The organism is Palaeococcus ferrophilus DSM 13482, assembly GCF_000966265.1.
Taxonomy (GTDB): domain Archaea; phylum Methanobacteriota_B; class Thermococci; order Thermococcales; family Thermococcaceae; genus Palaeococcus; species Palaeococcus ferrophilus.
Genome location: NZ_LANF01000004.1, coordinates 63,182 through 86,800 on the forward strand (window position 1 = coordinate 63,182; position 23,619 = coordinate 86,800).

Genomic DNA, 23,619 nt, shown 5'->3' on the forward strand with positions numbered 1-23,619 from the left:
GTGATTATAAATGACCAAGTTTGTTCAACATTCGATTTTTGACCAAATATACCGTAATGGAGACGACGGCGTTCCAGAGTTCAGGACTTTCGTTGCCGGCAAGTGGGTCTTCGGCGAGGGTCTTGCCGACGTCAGAAGTCCCATAGATGGAAAGGTGATAGCGAGGGTGAGCGTCCTTTCGAAGGGGCAGGTTGAAGATGCCATAAGCTCAGCCTACATTAGAGGCCGGGAGGCGATAAGGAACTATCCCGGGGAGAAAAGGATAACCAGCTTCCTGAAGGCTGCTGAGATTATGAGGGAGGCCTTTGACGACTTCGTGAAGGTCTTAATGCTTGACGCGGGAAAGCCGAAGTCGAACGCGGCCGGCGAGACGAGGGCGACGATGGAGAGGCTGGAAAAGACCACCTTTGAGTCAAGGGTCATGCTGGGCGACTATATCCCCGGCGACTGGAGCGAGGAGACCCTCGAGAGCGAGGGAGTGATAAAGAGAGAACCCTACGGGGTTGTACTAGCCATAGGCCCCTTCAACTACCCCCTGTTCATCCCAGCGGCCAAGGTAATTCCCGCCCTGCTGGCCGGCAACGCGGTTCTTTTAAAGCCGGCCTCCGCTGACCCCCTGGCCGCGATACTCTTCATAAGGGTGCTTGAGCTGGCGGGCTTTCCCGGGGAGAGCGTCCAACTCCTGACCATTCCGGGAAGGCTTATGGATGGGGTTGTGGCCGACAGAAGGATAGGGGCGGTAACCTTCACCGGCAGTACTGATGTCGGGGAGCACATAGTGAAGACCGGCGGCATAAAGGCATACCATCTCGAGCTTGGGGGCAAAGACCCTGCGATAGTGCTCGATGATGCAGACCTCGAGCTCGCGAGCGAGAAAATTGTCAAGGGGATGGTGAGCTACTCCGGCCAGAGATGTGACGCGATAAGGCTCATCCTTGCCCAGGAAGGAGTCTACGAAGAACTGAAGGCAAAAATCCTTGAAAAGCTGAGGGAAATAGAGCCCAGGAACCCCCTTGAAGACGAAAAGGCCATAATGGGCCCGCTTATTGACCTGAAGTCCGCGGACTACATCGAAGAAGTCTGGAGGGACGCCGTGGAGAAGGGGGCAAAGCCCCTGACCGATTTCCGGAGAGGGAACAACTACGTCTGGCCTCTCCTCCTTGAGGCAGGTAAAGAAACCCTGTCCGAACTCAGGGCCTTCCAGGAGGATGTCTTCGGCCCGCTGGCGCTCATAGTGAAGGTCAGAGACGAGGATGAGGCCGTTGAGATAGCCAACTCATCGCGCTTTGGACTGGACGCGGCAGTATTTTCCTCCTGCGAGAGGAGAGCAAGGAAGGTCGCAAGGAAGCTTGAGGTTGGGGCGGTCTTTATCAATGAGTACCCAAGGCACGGGATAGGGTTACTACCCCTTCGGCGGCGTCAAGGACAGCGGCGTTGGAAGGGAGGGGATAGGCTACTCGGTGATACAGCTCACGACGACGAAGAGCATAGTCCACAACTTCAAGGGCTACGGGGTCTGGGAGTACCTCTGAACGATTAGGTTTAATGAAAATCCCTTCACAGATTTTCTTTTAAATCCCTCAACGGCCTAAAGAATACGGGGTGAGGCGCATGGACGAGCTGGAGATGATAAGACACAAAAAAATGCTGGAGCTCATGAGGAGGGCAGGAATGATCGAGGAGAAACCGAGAGAGCCCAAGGTTGTCATAGAGGTAATAACCTCACCCGGCTGCCCATACTGTCCGATAGCGTGGGCCATGGCGCAGGAGCTTGAGAGGAGGTACGAGGGGGTCGTTGCCAAGGAGCTGAGCGTTGCCACACCCGAAGGCCGGAGAAAGGCGATGGAGCACAACATCATGGGGACTCCCACGGTGCTCATAAACAACCGCGTCGAGTTCGTAGGCGTACCCAACTTCGCCGAGTTCGAGAGGCGGGTTAAGAGGCACCTTTCGGCCTGAGGGTTCTTTTTCCTCTCCCTACATGTACCCGTGATTGCCATGTTTCTGGTCGCACATTCCCTGTGGCCGGAACCTCAACGGGCGCCCCGTCTCCCATCCGTCAAATTCTCAACCACTAACCTTGTTGAAATGCAAGTTAATTTGGTAATTAATGCTAAAATTGCAAGAAAATACTTTATAAACAATAACCATCTAGAACCCATTGAGGGCGTTGTTTAAGCCCTCTTCCCTTCCCGGGGAGGCTTTCCAACGAAACGTTCCTCTTCTGGACGGGGGAGTGTTGAGTTTTATTGTTGGACCAAAGGTGTTGTGGTGGAGAAGATGAGGAAAAAACGTGTGTTTATGCTACTTTTCATAGCCGGCCTCCTTACCTTGCCCTATGCCAGCGCCCATTTTGACCCCCCTGACTCTCCTGCAATAATGGTCACCGTGTGGCTCCTGGGAGTTGCCACTACGGAGGATATGGACGATGGGGTGAACGGCTACACTGACATAACCGGAACCTACAAGGTATCCCAAACCAATCACGAGAGCAGTGCAGGGGATTTGGGACTCATCCTTTATGACTGGGACACACTAAAGGGGCGCATAGGATATATCAAAAAGCGACCCCTCTACTCCCACAGGGAGTGCACCCCCATGAACGATGTTACGGTGAGCTTTAACCTGGAGGAGTCTAACAGCATGTTCGCGAATGGGAAGATAGGCTCGGGCTCAATAAAGGTGACAAAACCCGGAAGGTACACCGTAAACGCGGGTAAGGGGAAGGTTCTCATAGAGGTCACCGTGACGAAAACCCCAATAGCCTCGGAGGAATGTTCCTACTTCGAAGACCAGCCCGAGGGTTATGCCAGCAGCATCGTTACGAGTTCGGGAGGCTACGTTTACGACTGGCAGCTTGCGAATATGATAAACATGTGGATCGCCAACAGGACGGGCTACGCTAACATGGTCTTTATCTTCAACCAGTGCTTTGGAGGGGGCATGATAGACGACCTTAAGGAGAAGCTCAAGGGGACGGGGGATGCGGCTTTTATGAGCGCCTCGAAACATAACAAGCCATCATGGGGTATTGGAGATGATTACAACCCAAGCAGATGGCCCGAAATGGTTAAGAAAGGATTCATCCGCCCTGAGGACTACTACCCAAAGGAGGTTGGAGAGGAGCTTGCGAAGACCGGTAAAGAGGCCCCAACAATGAAGGAGGTTGCCAAGAGAGCCGAACAGGAAGACCTTCTTGGTCCCTACGGCTCGGACTTTAGAGAGAGGCCTCAATACACCTCCATCGGCAACGGAGACGGCATAATGATAGGCAAGAAGGCCGATGGCTCAGCCGTGAAAAGCAAGCACGCCATTCTCTTCGCGGGGGACGCCAACCAAAAGAGGCACTGGAACAACATGGACAGAATGTACAAGGCACTCAAAAAACAGGGCTTCAGCGATGGGGATATAATAGCCCTTGCCGGAAACGGGAAGACCATGTCCAACGGTACCAACGCTCCAAGCTACATTGACGGTCCGGGAACCAAGAAGGCCCTCTACGAGGCCATAGTTAACATCAGCAAGAAGATGAACAAGGATGAGCAGCTTATATTTTGGGTCTCCGATCACGGAAACAGAGAACGGATAGAACGTGCAGTGCTCCTCGATCTCATTGACCCTGTAACGGAGCCAGTACCTCCCAAGAAAACCGCAAGGAGGCCGGGGCAGGTAACATGGGACCTCGACGAGGATTTTTTGAAGGCGATGGAACTCGATCCTGACAACCAGCCTTACGTTAGCGTACTGGTGGAAGCGACTCCCGAGATAATGGAGTTCGGGGAATATGTGCTCAAGAACATAGAGCTGTATATAAACAAAAACGAGCTGAACATCAGCCTGATAGAGCCCATAACGGCGTACGATACCGATCCGGACTTGGATGCGTTCGAGCTTGTGTTCCCCGTAGATGAGGAGCTTCTCGGAGAGGAGAACCTAATCGAGGTTGGCTGGGGAGGAAACCCTGAGGAGTTCATAAAGTACCGGATCATAGGGCTCATCATCAGCACCGGCGGCATAAACGAGCTGGAGGCCGAGTTTGAGGAGCTCAAAGAGCCGGAAGAGGAGAAAACTCTGTTCGAGCTACTAGAGGAGTATGTTCCAACGTACAACGAGAACGTGGATAACCTTCCCGACATCGTTAAGCGGATTGCGGGAAACGAGCGGATAGACCTGGAGATAACCCTCGAGAATGGGAGTAGGCTCAACATTGGAGTGGTTACGGAGGGAGGTCGTATCGTCGAATTCTCGAAGGGAAGGCCTCTGGAGCCAACGTTGAAAGTCTGGACAAACGAAGGGGTCGTCAGGAACATTATAAACTCCGAGACTCCCGGAGATACTGGGCTCTACTACCTTAAGAGGGGCGAAATAAAGTACAGCGGCGTTGGGTTTGGAAGGAGCATTAGAATCCTCACTGTGAAGATCGTCATAAGGATATACAGGTTCGTGGAGGTTATAGGGGACATCGTGGGTTGATCCCTTTCATTTTTGAAGCGCTGGTCCACCGGCACATTTTATATTCCATGAGTCCGATATCCTTCGGTGGTGTTATGGAGCGCCTCGAGTATTCGGCACACCTGAAGTGGGACGGCAACGTCGGGAGCACTGCCCGGGTGAGAGAGTTTACCTTCAGTGTAGACACGAACACGGACGGTCATAACAAGGGGCCAAATCCAACGGAGTACCTCTTGGCTGCCATAGGCGGCTGTTTAACCGTCAACTGGGGTAGGTTAATCAAGAAGATGCGCCTCGACGTGAAGAACATGGAGATAACTGTAAGCGGCTGGAGAAACCTCGATGAGCCCCAGCTGAAGGAAATAACCTACAAGATCACCGTCTTCACTAACGAGGACAAGAAAAAGATTATGCGCGTTAAGGAGCTGGCTGAGAAGTACGGGACGGTGTTCAACACCGTCGGGGCGGAGAAAATAAAGGGAGAAGTGGAGATAGTAAGGCCTGAGTAGCCCTCACGTGAACCTCCTCTCAAGCACCCTGCTGTGCACCCACGAGCCGATCAGGAAGAAGGCCACCGCAAAGAGGACCAGCATCGCCAGATCGAGCCAGACCGGGAGATAACCCCCTCCAAGGGAGTGCCTCACCGCATCAACGTAGTAGGTCAGCGGCGATACGAAGGAGAGGGCCCTTCCGTAAGCGGGCAGTCTGTCCAGAGGGACGAAGATGCCGCTTATGAATAGCAGCGAGAACTTGACGAGCGATGAGAGCATCATTACATCCGCTGGAACGTCCGTGGGTGGATAGGAGGACACCAGTATGGCCATTGCCGCGAAGCACGCCAGGGCGAGGAGCGTTGACCCAAGGAAGAGAGCAAACCCCGGGTGTATCCCGAGATAGAGCATCACCGGTATCGAGACGGCCAGAGAAACGCCGAGCCCGAAGTAGAACGAAGCCTGAAAGTCACCCAAAAGGACCGTGGCGAGCGAGACCGGGGCGGTTATCAGTCTCTCGAAGGTCCTTCCCCTGCACTCCCAGGGTATTATGGTGGGCCCGACTGCGGTTGAAGTGAAGAAGACGGTCATTCCGACCAGGCCGGCAAAGAGGGTTTCCCCGCCCAGGTTCCTTCCGATTACAAAGGCTAGGAACAGGAAGAACGGGAAGAGCAACCCCATTATCACGACCGGTCCCTTGAGGTAGAATATGAGCATGTCCTTCTTGGCTATGGCGAAGGAGCGCCTGAACTGGTCAATCGCGTTCATTCGTACCACCCACCAGCTCGACGAAAACGTCCTCGAGGGAAGGCGTCAGCGTCTTCAAGCTCACTATCCTCAGCCCCTTCTCCTCAGCGTAGCGGACGAGCTCCTTTACCGTCGCGTCCGGGTCATCCGTTTTGATTTTCAGCTTGTCTCCTTTCCTCTCGATCCTCGACGCGCTGGAGATCGGAATCTCCTTGGGCATTGGTTCAAAGCTCACCTCGATGAAGACATGTCTCTTGCTGAGGGTTTTGAGCCTCTCCGGCGTGTCTATCGCTATTAACTTCCCCCGCCTTATTATCGCCACCCTGTCGCAGAGCTCGTTGACGTCGGCCATGTTGTGGCTCGTGATGAAAATCGTCTTCCCGTTCTTTCTCTCTTCCCTGATTATCTCCTTTATCATCCTTGCGCTGATAACATCGAGCCCGCTCGTCGGCTCGTCGAGGAAGTAGAGCTCCGGATCAGCTATCATCGCCATCGCGAGAATTAAACGCTGTCTCATGCCCTTCGAGAAGCCCCTCACCTTGGTGTTTCTCTTCTCATAGAGGTCGAAGAGCTTGAGGAGTTCGATGGAGCGCTTCTCTATTTCCCTCTTTGGCATCCCGTACAGTTCGCCCATGAGCCTGAGGTTCTGCATGGCGGTCAAATCCACGTAGGGGTTGGCAGTCTCCGGGACTATTCCCATCCTCTCCCTCGCCCTCAGTTTCTCCCCTGTGTCGAGCATGTCGTAGCCGAGAACCCTAACGCTTCCCTTGCTGGGCTTTAAAACTCCCGTGAGCATCCTTATAGTTGTGGTCTTTCCGGCCCCGTTGGGCCCGAGGAACCCGAAAATCTCGTTCGCCTTAACGTCAAAGCTCACGTTGTCAACGGCAAGAAAGGAACCGTAGTATTTGGTCAGGTTGGCGGCCTCTATGGCTTTGTTCATTACAGTCACCTGAATGAAATTATTTTGAAAGGTTAAAAGGTTTCAGCTTCTTCCCTCTTCGTGCGTTTTTATTATCAGAACCGGCTTGTCCGTCTTCCTGAGCACTCTGAGGGTAGTTGAGCCCATGATCTCGCGGGAAAATCCGAGCTTTCCGTGCGATGGAAGGAGGATCAGGGAGACGTCTTCCTCCTCCGAGGTCTTGACTATCTCCCTCCAGGGGACGCCGAGTTTTACCAAGCCGCGTATCTCCTTCGCCTTTAGAATGCCCCGCAGGTATTCCAGCTTCTCATTTAGCTTTTTCCACGCCCGTTCATTGAGCTTCTTTTCGATGTCTTTGAGCTCTTCCTCCTCACAGCAGTAGGCGAGGGAGTACCCGTTCATCATCTCCTCAAGGATGTCCTGGTCAATGACGTGGAGCACGATGAGCTCACCCACTTCCATCTCGTTTTCCCTGGCGAACCCCTCGATTGCCCTGTAGGCACCCTCACTGAAATCCGTCGGGAACAAAATCTTCCGGAACATTTAACTCACCTCCGGTTCTCCGCCTTTCCCCTCTGAACAAACGCAGGTCTCAAAGAGGCACCTTACCCTTTCTGCAAGCTTTAGATAGAGGATGAGGAAGATTATCTGGAATATTGGAAGCGTAGCCGCTGGAATGGCCACGAGGGGCTGGAAAGCGAGCGTCGCTATCGCTATGGCCGTTCCGTTGTTCTTTCCGACGCTGAGGAAAGCTATTCCCATGTGCTCCTTGTAGCCCAGGCCGAGAACTCTGTCAAGCCACGTTATAAGTGCAAGCATAACGACCATGTAGACAGTGTTCACAACAGCAAGCTCAACGAGGAGGGTCCACTTGCTAAGCAGGAGCTGGGCCTTCATGAAGAATATTAATCCCACGAGGAGGAGCATGGTGGTCATTGTTATCGAACCAAAGAGCGGCTTCAGCTCAAGGAACCTCTCCTTGCCAAGCTTCCTTGTGAGGAGCCTCCTCGTGAGGTCACCTAGGAACATTGGAAGGATGAGGACTATGAAGACCGTCCTCAGGAGCAGTGAGAGAGGAACAGGGACGTTGTAGGCACTGCCGAGGAGCTTTATCCAGAGTGGAAGCATTACCGGGATGAGGAGAAAGTTAACGCCGAGCGCCACCGTGGCGACCTCAAGGTCTCCTCCGGCCAAACCGGCGTAGCCTATGCTCATGGATGAACCCGGAACGAGCATGACCAGGAGAAAGCCGAGAGCGAGGTTTGGGTCGTGGATGAAGCCTTTAACGAGGAGAAAGGCCACCACCGGGGTGAGGACAAAGTTGTAGGCGAGGCTCAGAAGAACGGGCTTCGGCTCCTTGAGAACCTTGGGGATTCTCTCAAGGTTGAGGTTTATCATCATCGGGTATATCATGAGGAAGACGAGTATAGTCGTGAGCTTGCTCAATCCCGCTTTGTGGGCCTTTGCAAAGCCCGGAAAGGTCAGTCCTAGGGCCCAGCCTACGGCTATTGCTATGAGCGAGTACCAGAGCAGGTTTTTCTTGAGGTTGTTCGCGAGCTTGCCGAACATGTGCATCACCTTCATGATATTTTCTTCATTTGAAACTAACTTGATTTGAACTCGACATCATTTAAAAGCGTTGCTGGACAGAACTGAGTAAAGTTCTTGGATCAGAGCTCCTTGAGAACCTCTCGGATTCTCTCTATCAAATGGGCTGCAGCCAGCCCAACATCGTCCACGACTTCAACGGAGGGCTTTTTATAGCAGGGCATTTTAATGCCGAGTTCCTCTTCGAGGTTGAGGTATTCATCGTAGTGTATTCCAAAGGTCTCGGCGAGCTTCCTACCGCACTCCTCGGAGCAGGAGTCCACCACCATCACGTATTCTGCCTTTTTCATAGCATCTTTGATGCCTTCCACCCCTGTGGCAACCGCGCTCAGGGGGCAGAGCGCAACATCACTTCCCAGCTCCTTGAGAGCTTCCCTAACGACCAGCTCGGAGAGGGAATCCCCACACGCTATTATGCACACCTTGGGAGTCTCCATCATTAACCACCCACGATGTTCTCTTCTCCTTCAACCCGTATACGTCTTTTCCCCATCCAGCTGAAGAGCCTGACGAAGAGTATCATCAGGAGCATGTCGCTGAATGGCCCGCCCAAGGCGGTTCCAACTGCGGCCATTGGTCCAAACGTTCCTATTGCTATGGCCGTTGCAAGGGTCATGTTAGAGCCGGTAGAGTAAACAAAGGATACCTTCTGCTCAAAGGGGAAGGCGAGGGCTTTCCCGCTGAAGTAAGCTACAGCCGCGCGCAGGAGGAAGTAGACGTTCATGATGATGGCTCCCACCAATATCAGCTCCGGCCTCTCGACTATCATCTTCCCGTTTATGCCGAAGACCACCACGACCATCCAGTACATGCCGAGGAGGGAAATGCCCACGAGGGGCTTTTTGAGGGACATTAGTGCATCCACGCCCTTCCAGCGGAGGACGGCATATTTAGTCAGCTGACCCACGATGAGGGGCGTTATTATGTAGAGGACGAGGGACTTGAGGAGCACACCAACTGGAACCTGAATGACGGCGTGAAGTATCAGCTTCGCATAGACCGGCATTACGAATAGCGAGAGCAGGAAAGTCCATATAACGCCGACGAGGGTGAGCTGAAACTTCCCGCCGGCGAGGTTGGTAAAAGCGGGTGCAGAGCTGGGAAGAGGCGCTAGGCTTATGAGGACAACCCCCGCGAGCAGTCTTGGGTCAGTTCCGGGCATTACCGCGAGCCAGAACTTCAGGAGGAGCCATGTAAGAGCTGGGAAAACCGCGAGGTAGAACAGCGTCAGCAGTATGAGGTACTTCGTCTTAACCTCCGTCCTCGTGGTGAATGCCTTTCTTATATCCATGAAGACCATTGGCTGGAAGAGCATCATGAAGAGCGCTACCGGGAGGGTTCCCTTCAGGGATAGGAAGAGGGCGCGGTGGTAAACACCTGCGTAGGTTGATGCGAAGATGAGAGTGAATACTATGTAGACCATCTTCTCCTTTATGAACTCAACAACATCCATCTCCACCACCTTCGTTTTTCATAGTTGTAGTCAAAAGTCAAAAAATGAAAGATCAGGCGAGCCAGATGAAGCCGACAACCCTTCCGTTCTTCACGAGCTGGACCTTGGTGCCCCACTTCCCGAACCAGTAGGCACCTACCTCGACCTCCTTCGGGTCAACGTCCTCCCAGAGCTCCCCTATTATCTGACCCTCAACGACGAGCGGGACGTGGAGGCTTCCGCAGCGGCACCTCCATGCGGCTCCCTTGATTGCCTTTGAGAGGACTTCCCTGGCCTTGGCCCTCATCTCCTCGTAGTCCGGCTCCTTCTCCACGGTGTAGCCGAACCTTCCAACCTTCCACTTCCATCCGGGAGTTCCAAACGGCATCTCAACCACCTCTACCAGTTTCTCTACTTTGTAATATCACAAAAGTATTTATAAAGTTTTCTATAATATTCGAGCTAAACCTGCCTTAAAACGGTAATTTTATAAGGTTTGAGAGCTAACAGATAAGAGTGATAGAGATGCCGAAATGGATGATGGGGGAGATGGGAAACCTGAAGAGCCTCATGATGATTCTGAAGCCGCTGATGGCCGAACCTAAGAGGAGCATCATCAAAACCCTGAGTGACGGCGTTAAGGGGACGAACGAAATTTACCAGGGCTTGCAGGAGAGGGGTTGAACATGCCCCGCTCAACGCTTTACTACCACCTCTCGGCCCTTGAGGACGCCGGGATAATCGAAATGGCCGGCTACCTGGAGGAGGGTGGTGCTCCAGAGAAGCTTTGGAAGCTGAAGGTTAGAAAAATTGGAATGGGCCTCGTAACGGCCGGGATACTCGGGGAGTGAAGGCGTGCATATGCACAAAGTTTATATTTGAAAAATGCTTCATGATTGTGGTGGTGAAAATGAGGATAGCCGTTCCAGCCGAGGATGATAGGGGTCTGGAGAGCAGGGTAAGCGGCCACTTCGGAAGGGCCAGGTACTTCGTCTTCGTGGACGTGGAGAACAACGAGATAAAAGGTGCGGAGGTGGTCGAGGTCCCCTTCGAGGAGCATGGCCCCGGTGATTTGCCCAACTTCGTAAAGGAGCACGGTGGAGAAGTAGTTTTGGCCTACGGAATGGGGCAGAGGGCAATAGGCTTCTTCAATCAGTTGGGCATCGAGGTCGTGACCGGCGCCTACGGCCATGTCGAGGACGTCGTTAAGGCCTTCATAGAGCAGGTGCTCGAGGTTGACCCATACTGGAAGGAGAAGATAGAGAGGGAGAAGGCCCACAGAGGAGAATGCGGGGAGCACGGGAAGTGATTTTTGACGTCCGCGCTGAAAGCTACCTAAAGGCCCATCTCCCCAAAGCACCTCCCCTTCTGTTTTTGGCTATCCCCTAGGCACCGCAGTCCCACGAGGAAATCTTTAAAAGTATTCATCTGTCCATGTTTTCAGGTGAAGATACATGAAGATGTCGGTCAAGGACTTTGCACCCAGCTGGTTTGCGAGCGTTATGGGAACGGGAGCCCTCGCGCTGGTGAGCAAGGCATATTCATCGAAGCTTCCTGCACTGGGGACGCTCTCTAATGCCCTAGCGTACCTCAACGCGCTCATGTTTTTCGTGCTTTTGATACCCTGGCTCCTCAGGTGGATTAAGCACCCCGCGGAGGCAAAGAAGGACCTCTACCACCCGGTAACGAGCCACTTCTACGGGACGATGCCCATAGCGATGACCATTGTGGGGATGAACCTTGCGATGCTCGGCTACAGGGGAGCGGGTTTCCCGCTCTGGGTTCTGGGGAGCATCCTCGTGATATTCTTCGCCCTTCTCATACCCTACCTGTTCTTCATAGGCGAGGGCGTGGACGTTAAGACCGTGACGCCCGCGTGGTTCATCCCGCCGGTCGGCCTGATGGTGATACCCCTAACTGCCCTGCCCTTCGTCCCCAGCTCAGAAACGTGGAGGGGAGTCTTCACGGCCCTCAACTACTTCGGCTTCGGTGCGGGTTTCTTCCTCTATCTGGCCCTCTTCGCCATAGTGATGAGGCGCTTCATAACCCACGAGCTCCTTCCACCGCTGATGGCGCCCTCCGTGTGGATAAACCTTGGTCCCCTCGGAGCGGGCGCGGTGGCACTGCTGAACCTCACAAAGATACTTCCCGTGGCGGCGGAAGCTCTCAAGGCCTTCGCCTTCCTTCTCTGGGGCTTCGGGCTCTGGTGGCTCCTCATGGCAATAGCCATAACGCTGCACTACCTCAGGAACTTGCACCTGCCGTACAGCCTCGCATGGTGGGCCTTCATCTTCCCACTTGGTGCCTACGTGAGCGCAACCCACAACGTGGGCACCGCCCTCGGTATCGGGGCCGTGGATTCCTTCGGCTTCGCTCTGTACTGGCTCCTCCTCGGCCTGTGGCTGGTCACGGGGCTTAAGACGCTCCTGCACGACTTTTCATCCTGATTTTTTTACTTTCTCTGAGGATAGAAAGAGCGGTGGAGAAGAAGCGGCACATTAGGGGTCATCTTAACGGTGAGGTTTGGCATCACTCACCCAGCAGCCCCTCGATTATCAGCTCCGCCGCCTCTTCCTCGGTTAGGCCCTTCGCCATGAGCTGGACGAGCTGGGCCTCGTTTATCCTGCCTATCGAGGCCTCGTGGGTCAGCTCGGCCTTGTCGTTCTTGACCCTGAGGAGTGGCACCGTCTGGACGTCCGCGTTTCCATTCACTATCTCATGGCACTCCACGTGGCCCTTCGCGTAGTCTCCAAGGCCGTAGGCCTCGTTCACGACGTTAGCCCTCGCCTCGTCGAAGGCTATAACCGTACTCTTCAGGTTGGCCCTCGAATGGGCGCCCTCAAGGTAGGCGACCTCTTTGACCTCGACTGAGTCGTCCTTGACTGCTTTAACCTTTGACTCGAGCTCGAGAACCGCCCTCTCGCCAAGCCTGGCAACCATCTCAAGCCTCAGCTCCCTCGCCCTATGCTTCGTGAGGGAGAACTTTCCGGTGTAGCGGGCGTTTTTGCCGAGCTCGACTTCCGTTTTACTTATCATCCTCACGCCCTCACCGTGGATGTGTTCGTCATCGTAAGAGACCCACGAGTTCTCCCCAATCTGTATCCTCGCGTACGCGTCGTGGGTGAAGTCCTTTGCGTAGGGAAAGATGCAGTGGGATGTGAACTTCACCTTCGAGTTTCTTCCCACCGCGATGTTGAAGAGGACCTTCTGGTAGCCCTCGCTCTTCAGGTAGCCCGTGCAGAGGTGTATTGGGAAGGGAAGCTCAACGTCCTCAGCTATCTCAACGTCCGCCCTGACGCCGTTCTCTATCTCCTCCCCCTTTATCCGAACCCCAGGAACGTTGTTGAGACCGATGATCTTGTCCCCGCTTATGATTATCGCCGCTATCCTGTCGCCGAAGAGAGAAGTATCAAGGCCTTCCTTCTCGTAAACATCTATTAAGGCCTCGTACTCCTTAACGCGGTCAATCTTTATCGGCATCTCCCATCATCCCCGTCAGAAAGCATCTCCCACAGGTCTTCTTGTAGTAATCAACAACCTCACGGGAGAAGCCCTTCTTCAGGAGCCTGCCCACACAGAGGAAGTACGCGAAGTCAGTTTTGGCCGCTATCTCCTCGTGGTGCGTGATTAGAATTACGGTTGTGCCGGTTCTCTTGAAGTAATCCAGAACTTCCTCTATCAGCTCTCCCGCGGTTATGTCAAGCCCGGAATCAGGCTCATCGAGAATGGCATACCTAGGCCTCAGCAGGAGGAGCGACGCTATCTCCACCCTCTTCCTCTCGCCGCCGCTCAGGCTCTTGTCCACAAAACGGTGGGCGTAGGCCTCATAGGACAGTCCGACCAGCTCGAGAACCCTCCGAAGTTCATCTTTATCCACCCTGAGCTTCCCACCGAGGGTTAGGTAGTTCTCCACGGTTATGCCCTCGTAGCGCGCCGGCTCCTGCCAGAGGAGGATTATTCCCAGTCTGGCCCGCTCCGTAACGCTCAGGTCAGTTATCTCTTTCTCGTCAAGCAGGACTTTGCCCCCGATAGGCTTCACAACCCCCATTAGGATGTAAGCGAGCGTTGATTTTCCCGCTCCATTGGGGCCGAGGATGGAGTAGCTCATGCCCTCCTTGAAGCGCATGTTAATCCTCTCTATTATCCGTCTGCCGTTCACTTCGTAGGTAACGTCCCTCAAACACAACATAGCCATCAAAAGAACCTCATATGAAGAAAATTTAAAATTTTCTGGACACTTCTGCCCCCAACAAAGAGTTGAAAACAAAAACATATGAAAAGAATTTTAAATGAGAAAATTCTAATATGAATTGAGGTGATTGGGATGGGTGAAAATGTGGACATAAAAAAGCTCCCAAAGTTCTTGCCAAGTTGCCACAAGGAGGCGGAGAACCTCGACATAATCTTTACGTGTTCAGGAGCGGCAAGCGTTGGAAAGATCGGACATGAGGTTGGAGTTCTTCTAACCAACGCCGGCCAGGAGGCAAGGCTCTGCTGCACCACTGCGGTCGCTGCAGGCTCTGACATGCACCTCGACATTGGGAGGAGGGCAAAAAGGGTAATCGTCATAGACGGTTGCCCCATGAAGTGCGCAACCAAGGTAATGGAGAAGGCTGGGATGAAAGTAGATTACAGCTTTACCGTTACCGACTTCGGGATAGCCAAGCAGCCGACCCTCGACATAAGCGACGAGGACGTTCTCAAGGTAGCCTTGGAGATAGCAGGGAAGGTTGGGATGAAGCTCAATCTTAAACCGTAGGTTGAGAACCTTTACATCTGAAAATATTTTTAAATGAAATAATCCTCATAAATAATGGTGATGCACGTGAAGGGTCTCATACTCTGCGTATGCCAGGGCACATGCCCCTCCTTCCAGAAAATGAACGTGTTCGAGATTTTAAACCACTTCAGAAGGGAGAAGAAGGTTGACTTTGTGGCCCTGCACCCCCAGCTCTGCGCTACAGATGGCGACAACTTCTGGAGGGCTCTTCTCAAGAACGGGGAGGATGTAGAGAAGCTCTTCGTGGCCGGCTGCGACCCAGTGATGCAGAAGAAGATGTTCGGATGGACGTTTAAAGAGCTCGGCTTCGATGAGGACAAGTTCGTAGGCGTGGAAATCAGGAACATGGACACTGAGGGAGCCATCCGGGCAATAGACGAGGTCATGAGCGCGGAATAGGGGGATGAGCATGGCAGACAACTGGTACCCTGTGATTGACTACGACAAGTGCACTGGCTGCCTGACGTGCGCGAACTTCTGCCCGCACGGTGTGTACGACACCTCCGGGGAAAAGCCCAGGGTCGTGAAGCCCGAGGATTGCGTGGAGTTCTGCAGGGGTTGCCAGAGGATATGCCCAACGGGGGCTATAAACTACTTCGGAGACTCCTGAGTAAGCCGTTTCACTTTTCACTCTCGGAGGGTGGGGATACTCAAGGCCTTCTCAACCGTCATCCCGCCATCTATTTTTATAATTCTGACATTGCCGGAGTCGAGTATCATCTTCCCCTTCGGACAGTCCATGCGGGTTATCAGGACATCCACGCCGAGGTTGACAAGAAAAAGGGCTACCTTCGGACCCGCCCCGTGGGGGAGCGTTGAGTATGGATTCTCCACCACCTCCACTCTCTTGGTTTTTCCATTTTCGAGTTCCACCAGAGTGAAGGTCTTGGCTCTCACGAGGCTTTCGTGCACTACATCTCGCAAGCCCCCAACCCCTGTAGGAATCGCCACCCTCACGTTAGCACCCCCGGGTATCTACCTCAAAGGACGTTCATCAGCGTTTTGAGCGCTATCAGGTAGAGGATAACCCCGATTACTTTTTTTACCTGCTCAGAGCTCATTTTGAAGTGCATCAAATGGGTTCCAATCCAGCCGCCGGCTATGGCCGGGATGGAAACCCACAGGAGCAGCCTCCAGTCGAGTGTTCCCATCCCCCAGTAGGTCAGGAAGCCGCTGAGTGAGGAGAAGAAGACAACGAGAGCAGTTGTGGCGGCGACCTTCTTGGGCTCGTAGCCGAGCATTATGAGCGCGGGGCTTATTATCCCGCCGCCGCCAACACCAAGGAGACCCCCGAGGAAGCCTGCTATTCCCCCAATGATCGAGCCCTCAACGATGTGGTTCCCGTCCTTCGGCCTCCTTCTCGGCCTGAAGAAAATCATCATCGTCCCAGAATAGAGCAGAAAAGCCACGAAGACCCAGAGAACGTAGACCTTGGGGATGAACTTGCCGACGTAGGCTCCAACCGGGGCCATGGCCGTCGCGACTATTAAAATCGGCAGACCGAAGCGGTGGTCGAGCTTGCCGTGCCTGAGGTTCTTGAGCGTTGCCGAGAGCATCGAGAGAGTGTTTATGAACAGCCCGGTGGGCTTGGCGGTCATAAGGGGCACTCCAAGCCAGCTCATCGTAGGAACTATGGCTATGGCGCTTCCGACCCCACCGATTGAGAAGACGATGCTGAGGATGAAGGATATGAGCGCGAGCTCTGGATAGTTCATTAGGTTCACCTCACTTTATTGTGTCCATCGAATGAAGGAATGGTCATTTAAAAAGATTTTGATGTGTCAGACGATTCCGATGTTTCGAAGACCGAAACCTGAGGGGGTAGAAACTGGGGTTAACGGTTTTCAATACAGTCGCTCTCTTCTTCCTCGAGCTCTATTATCCTCTCGAGAACGCACTCGAGAACGGAGAGGTCCGCGAGTATGCCATCAAAGCGCGACTTTGCTCCCTCAGAATTAGAGCTTTCGGCCAGGTGGCCGACTATCTCCTTCAGTGGCCGGACCTCGCGCTCCAGAATGTCCTTTGGTTGCTGCAGGAACTTCTCAAGGAACGCGGGTACGGCGGAGAAGTACTTAGTTTTCCCCTCCTTACGGTAGGTAACGAGGTAATCCCTCGCGAGCCGGGAGAGGGACACGGAAACGGAAGACCTGCTCAGACCCGCCTTTTCGGCCAGTTCGGATATCGTAAGGGGTCTATCGCTCAGGAGGAGATAGGCGTATATCTTGCCGTCCGTGTGGGTGTACCCCCACCTGCTCATCAGCTGTGTAACAATTTCAACGAATCTTTTGGATTCCTTCGTTGGGACGCTCATCACCTCTCCCCCAAGAACACGCCTTCAAAATCATAAAAGAAAAAAGATTTAAAAAGATTTTGAAATCATGCGGCGGTTCTGCGCGAGGATGCACTGGAAGTGGAGACCCGGCCAACGGCTATCATGGCTCCGCCGATAAGTGAAATCCACGCACCGAGAGTCCAGAAGCCGCCATCGAAGGGCATGGTTATCAGGGCGAGCAGTGCGACCGTCCATCCAATCATGCTCTTGTTGCTCCTGTAGTAATACGCTATCGCCATGATGGTAAGGCTTAGTATTATCTCAACCCAGCCCACTGTGCCCACGCTTCCGTAGTGCCAGCCGTAGAATGTTTTGTTTGCCAGCACCATTATTCCGTCTGTCAGTATAACCAGCGCGCCCAAAATGGCGGTCCACATGCCGGTTTTTGCAGAGACCATTTCCATCGCCTCCTAAAGGTTGTCAATTCTGGGTTCTCGCAATACTATTTAAATTTTTCGGTTATATCGGATATGTCAGTTATTTCTGATACATCGCAATGGAAAACTTGTAAGGGGATGAATCCATAGAAAATTAGGTGGAAAATAACGAGAGAAACACCCTCTAGGTAAAAACCCCAAAATCCCCTTTGGAGGCCATTTGGGAGCCATTTCATAGAACGACTAACTACCCACCCCCAGAGGTCAGCTGGGTTGATGGGAGCGTTGTCATGCGCAAACCTGGCCCCTACGTGCCGGGTTACTACAAGGCTGTTGAGAAGAGGCTCTTGGACTACCTCTAAAGAGCAAAGTTCATGCCTGACCCGGCCAGTTGGCCATTTAAAAGCCTCTGGATGGTATGTACTTGCCCCCGCGCCCCATTATATGCAATTTTCTGTTTTCTGAACCCCTTTTTCTTCCCTCCTCGCTGTCCAAACGCACGCCTTTGTACTGAAAAAACTTATATGTCAAATCCTGAATCCATCATATTGTACTAAAAGTACAATATTATTGGCGGTCTATTAGGAGAAGCGGAGTACCTCAATGACGAGAGGGAAAGTTACCACGAAATATGTAGTAGTGCGGATGAAAGAAGTAGGGAGCTGGTTAGTTCGTGACACTTCCCTCGGGAGATTGCGGAATTCCAAAGACTCTACTTACATATCCGACCATTGGCTCCATGTTTCATCTGGTGAAACTCAAAATTTACTCATCGGCCAGAGGTACTACATCAAAGGTATTGCCACGACAGGAGTTAAGGGGTGATGCGTGATGAAGGTTGCCATGATAACCCCCCACGGTGACCCGCTCGGAAAGCTCGGCGAACCCGACACGGGCGGGCAGTGTGTTTACGTCAAGGAGCTCAGCAAACACCTCGGAAAGCTCGGAGTTAAAGTGGACATATTCACGAGGCAGAGAGGCGGAAGAAAGGAGATAGAGCACATAAACGATAACGTCAGGGTCATCAGGGTAGAATGCGGGCCCAAAGGATTCATCCCCAAGGAGAAGCTTATGCCCTACCTCCCGGAGTTCACGGACAGGGTCTCGGAGTACTTCGAGAGGGAAGCTTATGACATCATTCACACCCACTACTGGGACGGAGGCTTCGTGGGGATGGAGCTCAAGAAGCGCCACGGGGCCAAGATGGTGCACACCTCCCACTCGCTCGGGATACTAAAGGCGAAGGCCTTAGGCGACTTCGAGCCCTATAAAGAGAGGATAGAGCTTGAGAAGAAAATCTATGAGACGAGCGACGCTATAGTGGCAACGACCGAGATTGAGAAGAACGACATAGCGACTCTCTACGAAATACCGAGAGAAAAAATCCACGTGATTCCCATAGGGGTGGACACAACATTCTACAGGCCGATGGGGGAGAAGGGAGAGCTGAAGGGGGAGCTCGGTCTCCCGGACGTCCCGCTGGTGTTTGCGCTCGCAAGGCTCGACCCGAGGAAGGGGCTCGACCTCCTCATAAAGAGCGTCCCCTACATAAGGGAATACTACTCGGGGGACTTCCTCGTGCTCATAAGCACGGGCACCGGGGCGAAGGAAGAGGAGAAGGAGATGAACAAGCTCCTGAGCCTTATCGAGGGCCTCAGGGTGAAGGAGCACGTCAAGATAATCCCCGCCATAGAGCCCATCACTATGGTTCCCAGGTACTACTCCGCGGCGGACGTCTTCGTATTGCCTTCCCCTTACGAGCCCTTCGGGATAGTTATGCTCGAGGCAATGGCATGCAAGGCCCCCATAGTCGCCACCAAGTTCGGCGGCCCGGCGGAGGTTCTCCAGGACGGCTACGACGGCTTTCTCGTTGACCCAAAGGACTCGAGGGAGATGGGAAGAAAGATAGCGTTCCTCCTTGAGGATGAGGCGCTTAGGAGGATATTCGCGGAGAGGGAATACAGGAAGGTCGCCGGGAAGTACTCGTGGGACAGCGTGGCCAGGGAGATGCGGGACCTCTATGAACTACTGTGAGGGAAAAGAGATGCTCGACGTGCTCTCAATAGGGGAGGTGCTTGTTGACCTGAAGCTCATAGATAAAAAGCTTAGCATGCATACCGGGGGCTCCTGCCTCAACGTCGCCTTCTACGCCAGCCAGGCGGGGGCGAAAGCATCGTTCATAGGCACAATAGGTAACGACTTCCTAGGAACCTACATAAGGAGGGAACTTGAAAGGCTGAACTTCAGACCCGCCCTCTCGGTTACCCACCACAACACCACACTGGTGCTGATAAAGACCGAAAAGGAGACCCCAATTCCAATAATCTACAGGGGTGCCGACAGGTTCATAACGCGGGAACTGCTGGAGGAGAAGTGGAAGGATGCCAAAATCGTACACACTTCCGCCTTCGCCCTCTCCCTCCCCCCGTCCCAGGAAGCGATACTCGATGCACTCAGGGAGGCCAAAGAGGAAGGGGCCCTGATCTCCGTTGACCCTAACTACAGGAAGGCGATATGGGAGAGGTGGGGGGCCGACAAAAGGGCCTTGCTGGAGGCCATTTCGCTCGCGGACTTCGTCAAGCCCTCCATGGACGACGCCAAGGAGCTCTTTGGGAGCAAAGACCCGATAGACGCTCTGCGAAATTTTAAGAGGCTCGGAGCAAAGAACGTCATCCTCAGCATGGGAGCAAAGGGCGTCCTCGCATTAATGGAAGAAGGGGAGTACATCCGGGTGCTGGCCAGAAACGCTGACGTCGTTGACCCAACAGGGGCGGGAGATTCGCTCTTGGGCACGGTTCTGGCGAAGCTCTCCAAGGGGCACGATATGGAAGAGGCTATAAACTCCGGGGTGGAAGTTGCTTCAAGGGTAGTTAGTGAAGAGGGGACGCTGGTGAAGGTGAGGTAAGGTGGAGAGCCTGCTGGAAAAGCTCAAGAAGTTTGGGTTCACGAAGTACGAGGCCCTGACCTACATAACACTTCTCGCCCACGGCCCGCTCACGGCCAGGGGGATTTCGCAGAAGGGCCAGATTCCCTACAACAGAACCTACGATGTTTTGACCTCCCTCAAGGAGAGGGGCTTTGTCGAGGAGCTGGAGGGCAAGGCGAGGACGTTCGTGGCGGTTGAGCCCGAGGTGGCCTTCCACCGCTACAGCAGGTCGTTAAAGGAGCTGGTCGGGGAGATCAAAAAGTTCGCAGAGGGTATGAGGATTGAGGATAGGAAGCACGCGATATGGAGGTTCTCCTCCCCGGAGGAGGTTCTCCTGAGTATGAAAAACATGATGGATGAGACCGGGTTCGAGTTCACGTTGCTGGCTCCGAGTGGCTTCATCCCCAAAGTCGAGGACGGGCTGAAAGGGCTCCTGGAGCGGGGCGCCACAGTATCCATCTACACAAACGAAGAGCCTCCCCTAAGGTTAGAGGGCAACCTGTTCGTGAGGATAACGGACAAAATCGGACATATAATAGCCGTGAGGGACACCAAGGAGGTTCTGGTCTCACCGAGTCTCGTTTTCAACGTTGGCAAGGAGCTACCCTCAGGGTTCAAGTCCAATTTCCCTGAGATAGTCTTCTCGCACTACATATACCTCCGCGATATATTCGAGGCTTCGGAGCCACTCGACTACACCCTGAAGGACAGGGGTGAGATAAGGTTCGCAATGTGTTACCACGCCCTTCAGGTCATAGAGGGACTGCTCAGAGAGGGGCTTGAGGTGGACGCGGAGGTACATACGTCCTCCGGAGAGGTGCTTGGGGGGAGGGTGGTTGACTTCACCAACACCAAAATAATAAACAACTTCGTGCTGGAGGCAGGAGAAAGAAGGGTTCTCATCGGCGGGCCTTTTTCAATACTCGAAGAATATGAGGCCATGGGTATAGTCCTCCGTCCGAAGGGGACTGACAGCAAAAACGTTGCTGGGGAGTGATTTGTACGATGCTTTCTTCGCCCGGGTGAAGGTTGTTCACTTGGGTGTTGCGATTTGGCCTTTGTGGGCAAGTTCCCGGCGGAGTCAAGGGTTAAGGAAGGCGAGGAGCTGGACATAGTCTTCGACATGACAAAAGCCCACATATTCGACAGAAAAATTGGAAAAGCTGTGTTCTAACTTTTTTTAATAAACCCAGAGATTTTTTCGGGGGATTATCTCCTCCCTGCTCTTTCCCGCCTTCAAGTCCTCGATGAGCTTTAGCACACGGCGCTTTATCTCGTCCCTAACTTCCCGGTACTTTTCTATTGGCTGGCCGTAGGGGTCATCGAGTCCCCAGTCCCAGGTCTTTTCGGGCGGAGCGTAGGGGCACTTGTCGAGGCAGCCCATCGTGATGACGATGTGAGCTTTATCGGCCATCTCCATGGTGTAGAGTTTTGGGTACTGACCGTCCATTGGGATGCCGATTTCCTCCATGACCTTCCTCGCGAGGGGGTCTATCTCTTGGGCAGGCTCCGTCCCGGCGCTCATGGCCCTAAACCTCGGGTCGTCGTTGAAGTGGTTGAAGAACGCTTCCGCCATCTGACTCCTTGCGGAGTTCTTCACGCACACGAAGAGGATAAGCTTCTCCTCCATCCTTTCCACCCTCGGAGGATTAGAAACCCGGATTTAAATCATTTGCCGCAGTAGTTTATGTAGGCTATATATATGAAACAAATTTCAGGAATTGTTTAACCTTTGGTTCTAAAAACCCTTTTATTTGAACGTCCCTTCAAATAATTGGGTGAGAAAATGGCGGAGAAAGGATTGAGCCTCTTCGAAAAATACCTCTCGGTGTGGGTTCTCCTCTGCATAATCGCGGGGATAGCGATTGGTAAGCTCTTCCCATCAGTACCCCAGGCACTTTCAAAGTTTACCATAGCTAACGTCAACATGCCCATAGCGGTGCTGATATGGGCGATGATCTACCCCATGATGGTCAAGGTGGACTTTTCAGCCATAAGGCGCGTCCACAGGGGTCAGATGCTCAAGGGCCTGACCGTCACTTGGGTGACAAACTGGCTCGTAAAGCCCTTCAGCATGTTCCTCATAAGCTCCTTCTTCATAGGGGCGGTCTTCTCGGCCAGGTTCGGTCTCATTGAACCATCGCTGGCGAAGGAGTACATAGCGGGTGCGATACTCCTCGGGGCGGCACCTTGCACGGCAATGGTCTTCGTGTGGAGTTATCTGGCCGATGGCGACCCCCTCTACACCCTCGTGCAGGTGGCAACGAACGACCTCATAATTCTCTTTGCCTTCGCACCCATAGTCGGCTTCCTCATGGGCCTCAACGAGGTGCCCGTCCCTTACGACACGCTCCTCCTCTCGGTGGTGCTCTTCGTGGTCATTCCGCTGACGGCGGGCTACCTCTCGAGGAGGCACTTCCTCAAAACAAAGGGACCAGAGTGGTTCGAGCGCGAGTTCCTGCCGAAGCTGAGCACTGTTTCAATAACCGGCCTGCTTCTAACGCTTATACTCCTTTTCTCCTTCCAGGGAGAGATAATCCTCGAGAATCCTCTCCACATAGTCCTCATAGCCATTCCACTGACGATACAGACCTACTTCATCTTCGCGATAGCCTACGGGTGGTCGTGGCTCTGGAAGCTCCCGCACAAAGTCGCCGCTCCTGCTTCATTCATAGGTGCGAGCAACTTCTTTGAGTTAGCGGTAGCGGTTGCGATAGCCCTCTTCGGGCTGGAAAGCGGCGCGGCTCTGGCGACGGTGGTTGGAGTCCTGGAGGAAGTGTCCATAATGCTGAGCCTTGTGTGGATTGCCAGCAAGACAAGGGGACTGTTCACTGCCAAATTCGAAGCCGGAAGCACAATCCCAACGCTTGCTGAGGAGTGAAGGCTTTTCTCCGCTTTTCTCTTTCCGAAACCAAAACCCTAATCAATGAAAACGTCTTCACTAATTTTGGGATGCACCATGAGGATCGAACTTCCCGCGCCCCGGTTGAAGGGAGAGATGAGCCTCGAAGAGGCAATAAACCTGAGAAAAAGTGTGAGAACCTACCGAAATGAGCCTTTAACCATGATCCAGCTCTCCCAGCTGCTCTGGGCCGCTTATGGGATGAACGTCTGGGGAAAGCGGACCTCCCCGAGTGCCGGCGCCTGCTATCCATTTGAGATTTACGTGGTAGTTTCGAACGTTGAGGGCCTAAATCCAGGCCTCTACCACTACAAAGGGAGAGAACACGCCATTGAACTCGTTAGGGAGGGTGAGTTGAGTGGACCGTTGGCAAAGGCCTGCCTTGACCAGGAGCACATTGAGAGGGCACCGGTGAGTATAGTGGTGGTGGCCCACTACGAGAGGACGACGAGGCGATACGGGGAAAGAGGATACAGGTACGTGCACATAGACGCAGGCCACATGGGGCAGAACATCTACCTCCAGGCGACGGCTCTGGGACTTGGTACGGTTGCTGTGGGTGCTTTTAGGGATGAAGAGGTACGGGAAGTGCTCAACGTTCCGGGAGATCCGCTTTACATATTTCCCGTGGGAGTCCCCGCGGGGTAATCACA

32 protein-coding genes are annotated in these 23,619 nt (G+C 53.5%); 18 read left to right on the top strand and 14 right to left on the bottom strand.

Annotated features, from left to right (window positions below):
- The first annotated feature begins 10 nt into the window (after nt 1-10).
- From PFER_RS00395 to PFER_RS00410, 4 genes are all read left to right on the top strand, one after another.
- On the top strand, nt 11-1,540 hold the full coding sequence (locus PFER_RS00395) for an aldehyde dehydrogenase family protein (RefSeq protein ID WP_245612369.1): 1,530 nt from the start codon (nt 11-13) through the stop codon (nt 1,538-1,540).
- A gap of 71 nt (nt 1,541-1,611) precedes the next feature.
- Entirely contained in the window at nt 1,612-1,959 is a 348-nt protein-coding gene (locus PFER_RS00400) for a thioredoxin family protein (protein WP_048147785.1), read from the top strand.
- A 312-nt stretch (nt 1,960-2,271) separates the two neighbouring features.
- On the top strand, nt 2,272-4,473 hold the full coding sequence (locus PFER_RS00405; protein WP_048147786.1) for a hypothetical protein: 2,202 nt from the start codon (nt 2,272-2,274) through the stop codon (nt 4,471-4,473).
- Nucleotides 4,474-4,547: 74 nt separating this feature from the next.
- Nucleotides 4,548-4,961, top strand: coding sequence for an OsmC family protein (locus PFER_RS00410; RefSeq protein WP_048147787.1), 414 nt, complete (start codon nt 4,548-4,550; stop codon nt 4,959-4,961).
- Nucleotides 4,962-4,964: 3 nt separating this feature from the next.
- Here PFER_RS00410 and PFER_RS00415 read toward each other — a convergent pair whose 3' ends face one another.
- The 7 genes from PFER_RS00415 to PFER_RS00445 form a co-directional block, all read right to left on the bottom strand.
- Nucleotides 4,965-5,711 (bottom strand): ABC transporter permease, encoded by a 747-nt coding sequence (locus PFER_RS00415; protein ID WP_048147788.1) that lies wholly within the window; start codon nt 5,709-5,711, stop codon nt 4,965-4,967.
- Entirely contained in the window at nt 5,698-6,630 is a 933-nt protein-coding gene (locus PFER_RS00420; RefSeq protein ID WP_048147789.1) for an ATP-binding cassette domain-containing protein, read from the bottom strand. Before PFER_RS00420 ends, PFER_RS00415 begins: the two co-directional genes overlap by 14 nt.
- Nucleotides 6,631-6,672: 42 nt before the next feature.
- A complete protein-coding gene (locus tag PFER_RS00425; protein WP_048147790.1) occupies nt 6,673-7,152 on the bottom strand; it encodes a universal stress protein in 480 nt (159 codons plus the stop codon).
- A complete protein-coding gene (locus PFER_RS00430; protein ID WP_048147883.1) occupies nt 7,153-8,184 on the bottom strand; it encodes an arsenic resistance protein in 1,032 nt (343 codons plus the stop codon).
- A 95-nt stretch (nt 8,185-8,279) separates the two neighbouring features.
- Nucleotides 8,280-8,654 (bottom strand): putative zinc-binding protein, encoded by a 375-nt coding sequence (locus PFER_RS00435; RefSeq protein ID WP_048147791.1) that lies wholly within the window; start codon nt 8,652-8,654, stop codon nt 8,280-8,282.
- Between the two features lie 2 nt (nt 8,655-8,656).
- On the bottom strand, nt 8,657-9,670 hold the full coding sequence (locus PFER_RS00440) for an arsenic resistance protein (protein ID WP_245612380.1): 1,014 nt from the start codon (nt 9,668-9,670) through the stop codon (nt 8,657-8,659).
- A gap of 52 nt (nt 9,671-9,722) precedes the next feature.
- Entirely contained in the window at nt 9,723-10,037 is a 315-nt protein-coding gene (locus PFER_RS00445) for a hypothetical protein (RefSeq protein WP_048147793.1), read from the bottom strand.
- 128 nt (nt 10,038-10,165) lie between these two features.
- Between PFER_RS00445 and PFER_RS12375 the strand changes: the two genes are divergently transcribed.
- The 4 genes from PFER_RS12375 to tdt all read left to right on the top strand — a co-directional run bounded on the left by PFER_RS12375 (nt 10,166) and on the right by tdt (nt 12,096).
- On the top strand, nt 10,166-10,333 hold the full coding sequence (locus tag PFER_RS12375) for a hypothetical protein (RefSeq protein ID WP_245612370.1): 168 nt from the start codon (nt 10,166-10,168) through the stop codon (nt 10,331-10,333).
- Nucleotides 10,334-10,335: 2 nt separating this feature from the next.
- Nucleotides 10,336-10,500 (top strand): ArsR family transcriptional regulator, encoded by a 165-nt coding sequence (locus tag PFER_RS12380; RefSeq protein ID WP_245612371.1) that lies wholly within the window; start codon nt 10,336-10,338, stop codon nt 10,498-10,500.
- A gap of 59 nt (nt 10,501-10,559) precedes the next feature.
- Entirely contained in the window at nt 10,560-10,958 is a 399-nt protein-coding gene (locus tag PFER_RS00455) for a NifB/NifX family molybdenum-iron cluster-binding protein (protein ID WP_048147794.1), read from the top strand.
- Nucleotides 10,959-11,103: 145 nt separating this feature from the next.
- Nucleotides 11,104-12,096, top strand: coding sequence for a TDT family transporter (tdt, locus tag PFER_RS00460; protein WP_048147795.1), 993 nt, complete (start codon nt 11,104-11,106; stop codon nt 12,094-12,096).
- Between the two features lie 82 nt (nt 12,097-12,178).
- Here tdt and PFER_RS00465 read toward each other — a convergent pair whose 3' ends face one another.
- Together PFER_RS00465 and PFER_RS00470 are read right to left on the bottom strand one after the other, a co-directional pair.
- Entirely contained in the window at nt 12,179-13,129 is a 951-nt protein-coding gene (locus tag PFER_RS00465) for a SufB/SufD family protein (RefSeq protein WP_048147796.1), read from the bottom strand.
- Nucleotides 13,113-13,838, bottom strand: coding sequence for an ATP-binding cassette domain-containing protein (locus PFER_RS00470; protein WP_048147884.1), 726 nt, complete (start codon nt 13,836-13,838; stop codon nt 13,113-13,115). Before PFER_RS00470 ends, PFER_RS00465 begins: the two co-directional genes overlap by 17 nt.
- Before the next feature lie 135 nt (nt 13,839-13,973).
- Here PFER_RS00470 and PFER_RS00475 point away from each other — a divergent pair, with 135 nt between their 5' ends.
- From PFER_RS00475 to PFER_RS00485, 3 genes are read left to right on the top strand one after another with little or no spacing between them, the layout of a single operon-like run.
- Entirely contained in the window at nt 13,974-14,408 is a 435-nt protein-coding gene (locus PFER_RS00475) for a putative zinc-binding protein (RefSeq protein WP_048147797.1), read from the top strand.
- A gap of 60 nt (nt 14,409-14,468) precedes the next feature.
- On the top strand, nt 14,469-14,828 hold the full coding sequence (locus PFER_RS00480) for a hypothetical protein (RefSeq protein WP_048147798.1): 360 nt from the start codon (nt 14,469-14,471) through the stop codon (nt 14,826-14,828).
- Nucleotides 14,829-14,832: 4 nt separating this feature from the next.
- Entirely contained in the window at nt 14,833-15,039 is a 207-nt protein-coding gene (locus tag PFER_RS00485) for a 4Fe-4S dicluster domain-containing protein (RefSeq protein ID WP_245612372.1), read from the top strand.
- A 17-nt stretch (nt 15,040-15,056) separates the two neighbouring features.
- Here the strand turns inward: PFER_RS00485 and PFER_RS00490 are convergent, their stop codons facing one another.
- The 4 genes from PFER_RS00490 to PFER_RS00505 all read right to left on the bottom strand — a co-directional run bounded on the left by PFER_RS00490 (nt 15,057) and on the right by PFER_RS00505 (nt 17,159).
- Entirely contained in the window at nt 15,057-15,386 is a 330-nt protein-coding gene (locus PFER_RS00490; protein ID WP_048147800.1) for a NifB/NifX family molybdenum-iron cluster-binding protein, read from the bottom strand.
- A 23-nt stretch (nt 15,387-15,409) separates the two neighbouring features.
- Nucleotides 15,410-16,144, bottom strand: coding sequence for a sulfite exporter TauE/SafE family protein (locus tag PFER_RS00495; protein ID WP_048147801.1), 735 nt, complete (start codon nt 16,142-16,144; stop codon nt 15,410-15,412).
- A gap of 119 nt (nt 16,145-16,263) precedes the next feature.
- The gene (locus PFER_RS00500; RefSeq protein ID WP_048147802.1) at nt 16,264-16,740 is read right to left on the bottom strand and encodes a helix-turn-helix domain-containing protein; all 477 of its coding nucleotides are present in this window, start codon (nt 16,738-16,740) and stop codon (nt 16,264-16,266) included.
- Between the two features lie 65 nt (nt 16,741-16,805).
- A complete protein-coding gene (locus PFER_RS00505; protein WP_048147803.1) occupies nt 16,806-17,159 on the bottom strand; it encodes a hypothetical protein in 354 nt (117 codons plus the stop codon).
- A 188-nt stretch (nt 17,160-17,347) separates the two neighbouring features.
- On the opposite strand from PFER_RS00505, the gene PFER_RS12090 reads away from it, so the two are divergent.
- The 5 genes from PFER_RS12090 (at nt 17,348) to PFER_RS12510 (ending at nt 21,238) form a co-directional block, all read left to right on the top strand.
- Entirely contained in the window at nt 17,348-17,500 is a 153-nt protein-coding gene (locus PFER_RS12090; protein ID WP_157254969.1) for a hypothetical protein, read from the top strand.
- A gap of 469 nt (nt 17,501-17,969) precedes the next feature.
- Entirely contained in the window at nt 17,970-19,172 is a 1,203-nt protein-coding gene (locus PFER_RS00510) for a glycosyltransferase (protein WP_048147804.1), read from the top strand.
- Nucleotides 19,159-20,043 carry a carbohydrate kinase family protein gene (locus PFER_RS00515; protein WP_048147805.1) on the top strand — a complete coding sequence of 295 codons (885 nt, stop codon included), beginning with the start codon at nt 19,159-19,161 and terminating at the stop codon, nt 20,041-20,043. Before PFER_RS00510 ends, PFER_RS00515 begins: the two co-directional genes overlap by 14 nt.
- A gap of 1 nt (nt 20,044) precedes the next feature.
- A complete protein-coding gene (locus PFER_RS00520; protein WP_048147806.1) occupies nt 20,045-21,061 on the top strand; it encodes a TrmB family transcriptional regulator in 1,017 nt (338 codons plus the stop codon).
- Nucleotides 21,062-21,115: 54 nt separating this feature from the next.
- Nucleotides 21,116-21,238: a hypothetical protein gene (locus tag PFER_RS12510; protein WP_281175688.1), complete on the top strand. Its 123-nt coding sequence runs from the start codon at nt 21,116-21,118 to the stop codon at nt 21,236-21,238.
- A gap of 6 nt (nt 21,239-21,244) precedes the next feature.
- Here the strand turns inward: PFER_RS12510 and PFER_RS00525 are convergent, their stop codons facing one another.
- Nucleotides 21,245-21,694 (bottom strand): arsenate reductase ArsC, encoded by a 450-nt coding sequence (locus tag PFER_RS00525; protein WP_048147807.1) that lies wholly within the window; start codon nt 21,692-21,694, stop codon nt 21,245-21,247.
- Nucleotides 21,695-21,838: 144 nt separating this feature from the next.
- On the opposite strand from PFER_RS00525, the gene arsB reads away from it, so the two are divergent.
- Both arsB and PFER_RS00535 read left to right on the top strand, forming a co-directional pair.
- Nucleotides 21,839-22,945, top strand: a complete 1,107-nt coding sequence (gene arsB / locus PFER_RS00530) for an ACR3 family arsenite efflux transporter (protein ID WP_281175689.1) — start codon at nt 21,839-21,841, stop codon at nt 22,943-22,945.
- A 78-nt stretch (nt 22,946-23,023) separates the two neighbouring features.
- Nucleotides 23,024-23,614: a SagB/ThcOx family dehydrogenase gene (locus tag PFER_RS00535; RefSeq protein ID WP_048147809.1), complete on the top strand. Its 591-nt coding sequence runs from the start codon at nt 23,024-23,026 to the stop codon at nt 23,612-23,614.
- The last annotated feature ends 5 nt before the right edge of the window (nt 23,615-23,619 follow it).

Excerpts from the sequence above, each read along its gene's own strand:
- PFER_RS00395 (WP_245612369.1), top strand. The coding sequence starts at position 11 with ATGACCAAGTTTGTTCAACATTCGATTTTTGACCAAATATACCGTAAT.
- PFER_RS00400 (WP_048147785.1), top strand. The coding sequence starts at position 1,612 with ATGGACGAGCTGGAGATGATAAGACACAAAAAAATGCTGGAGCTCATG.
- PFER_RS00410 (WP_048147787.1), top strand. The coding sequence starts at position 4,548 with ATGGAGCGCCTCGAGTATTCGGCACACCTGAAGTGGGACGGCAACGTC.
- PFER_RS00415 (WP_048147788.1), bottom strand. The coding sequence starts at position 5,711 with ATGAACGCGATTGACCAGTTCAGGCGCTCCTTCGCCATAGCCAAGAAG.
- PFER_RS00420 (WP_048147789.1), bottom strand. The coding sequence starts at position 6,630 with ATGAACAAAGCCATAGAGGCCGCCAACCTGACCAAATACTACGGTTCC.
- PFER_RS00425 (WP_048147790.1), bottom strand. The coding sequence starts at position 7,152 with ATGTTCCGGAAGATTTTGTTCCCGACGGATTTCAGTGAGGGTGCCTAC.
- PFER_RS00430 (WP_048147883.1), bottom strand. The coding sequence starts at position 8,184 with ATGCACATGTTCGGCAAGCTCGCGAACAACCTCAAGAAAAACCTGCTC.
- PFER_RS00435 (WP_048147791.1), bottom strand. The coding sequence starts at position 8,654 with ATGGAGACTCCCAAGGTGTGCATAATAGCGTGTGGGGATTCCCTCTCC.
- PFER_RS00440 (WP_245612380.1), bottom strand. The coding sequence starts at position 9,670 with ATGGATGTTGTTGAGTTCATAAAGGAGAAGATGGTCTACATAGTATTC.
- PFER_RS00445 (WP_048147793.1), bottom strand. The coding sequence starts at position 10,037 with ATGCCGTTTGGAACTCCCGGATGGAAGTGGAAGGTTGGAAGGTTCGGC.
- PFER_RS12380 (WP_245612371.1), top strand. The coding sequence starts at position 10,336 with ATGCCCCGCTCAACGCTTTACTACCACCTCTCGGCCCTTGAGGACGCC.
- PFER_RS00455 (WP_048147794.1), top strand. The coding sequence starts at position 10,560 with ATGAGGATAGCCGTTCCAGCCGAGGATGATAGGGGTCTGGAGAGCAGG.
- tdt (WP_048147795.1), top strand. The coding sequence starts at position 11,104 with ATGAAGATGTCGGTCAAGGACTTTGCACCCAGCTGGTTTGCGAGCGTT.
- PFER_RS00465 (WP_048147796.1), bottom strand. The coding sequence starts at position 13,129 with ATGCCGATAAAGATTGACCGCGTTAAGGAGTACGAGGCCTTAATAGAT.
- PFER_RS00470 (WP_048147884.1), bottom strand. The coding sequence starts at position 13,838 with ATGTTGTGTTTGAGGGACGTTACCTACGAAGTGAACGGCAGACGGATA.
- PFER_RS00475 (WP_048147797.1), top strand. The coding sequence starts at position 13,974 with ATGGGTGAAAATGTGGACATAAAAAAGCTCCCAAAGTTCTTGCCAAGT.
- PFER_RS00480 (WP_048147798.1), top strand. The coding sequence starts at position 14,469 with ATGCACGTGAAGGGTCTCATACTCTGCGTATGCCAGGGCACATGCCCC.
- PFER_RS00485 (WP_245612372.1), top strand. The coding sequence starts at position 14,833 with ATGAGCATGGCAGACAACTGGTACCCTGTGATTGACTACGACAAGTGC.
- PFER_RS00495 (WP_048147801.1), bottom strand. The coding sequence starts at position 16,144 with ATGAACTATCCAGAGCTCGCGCTCATATCCTTCATCCTCAGCATCGTC.
- PFER_RS00500 (WP_048147802.1), bottom strand. The coding sequence starts at position 16,740 with ATGAGCGTCCCAACGAAGGAATCCAAAAGATTCGTTGAAATTGTTACA.
- PFER_RS00505 (WP_048147803.1), bottom strand. The coding sequence starts at position 17,159 with ATGGTCTCTGCAAAAACCGGCATGTGGACCGCCATTTTGGGCGCGCTG.
- PFER_RS00510 (WP_048147804.1), top strand. The coding sequence starts at position 17,970 with ATGAAGGTTGCCATGATAACCCCCCACGGTGACCCGCTCGGAAAGCTC.
- PFER_RS00515 (WP_048147805.1), top strand. The coding sequence starts at position 19,159 with ATGAACTACTGTGAGGGAAAAGAGATGCTCGACGTGCTCTCAATAGGG.
- PFER_RS00525 (WP_048147807.1), bottom strand. The coding sequence starts at position 21,694 with ATGGAGGAGAAGCTTATCCTCTTCGTGTGCGTGAAGAACTCCGCAAGG.
- PFER_RS00535 (WP_048147809.1), top strand. The coding sequence starts at position 23,024 with ATGAGGATCGAACTTCCCGCGCCCCGGTTGAAGGGAGAGATGAGCCTC.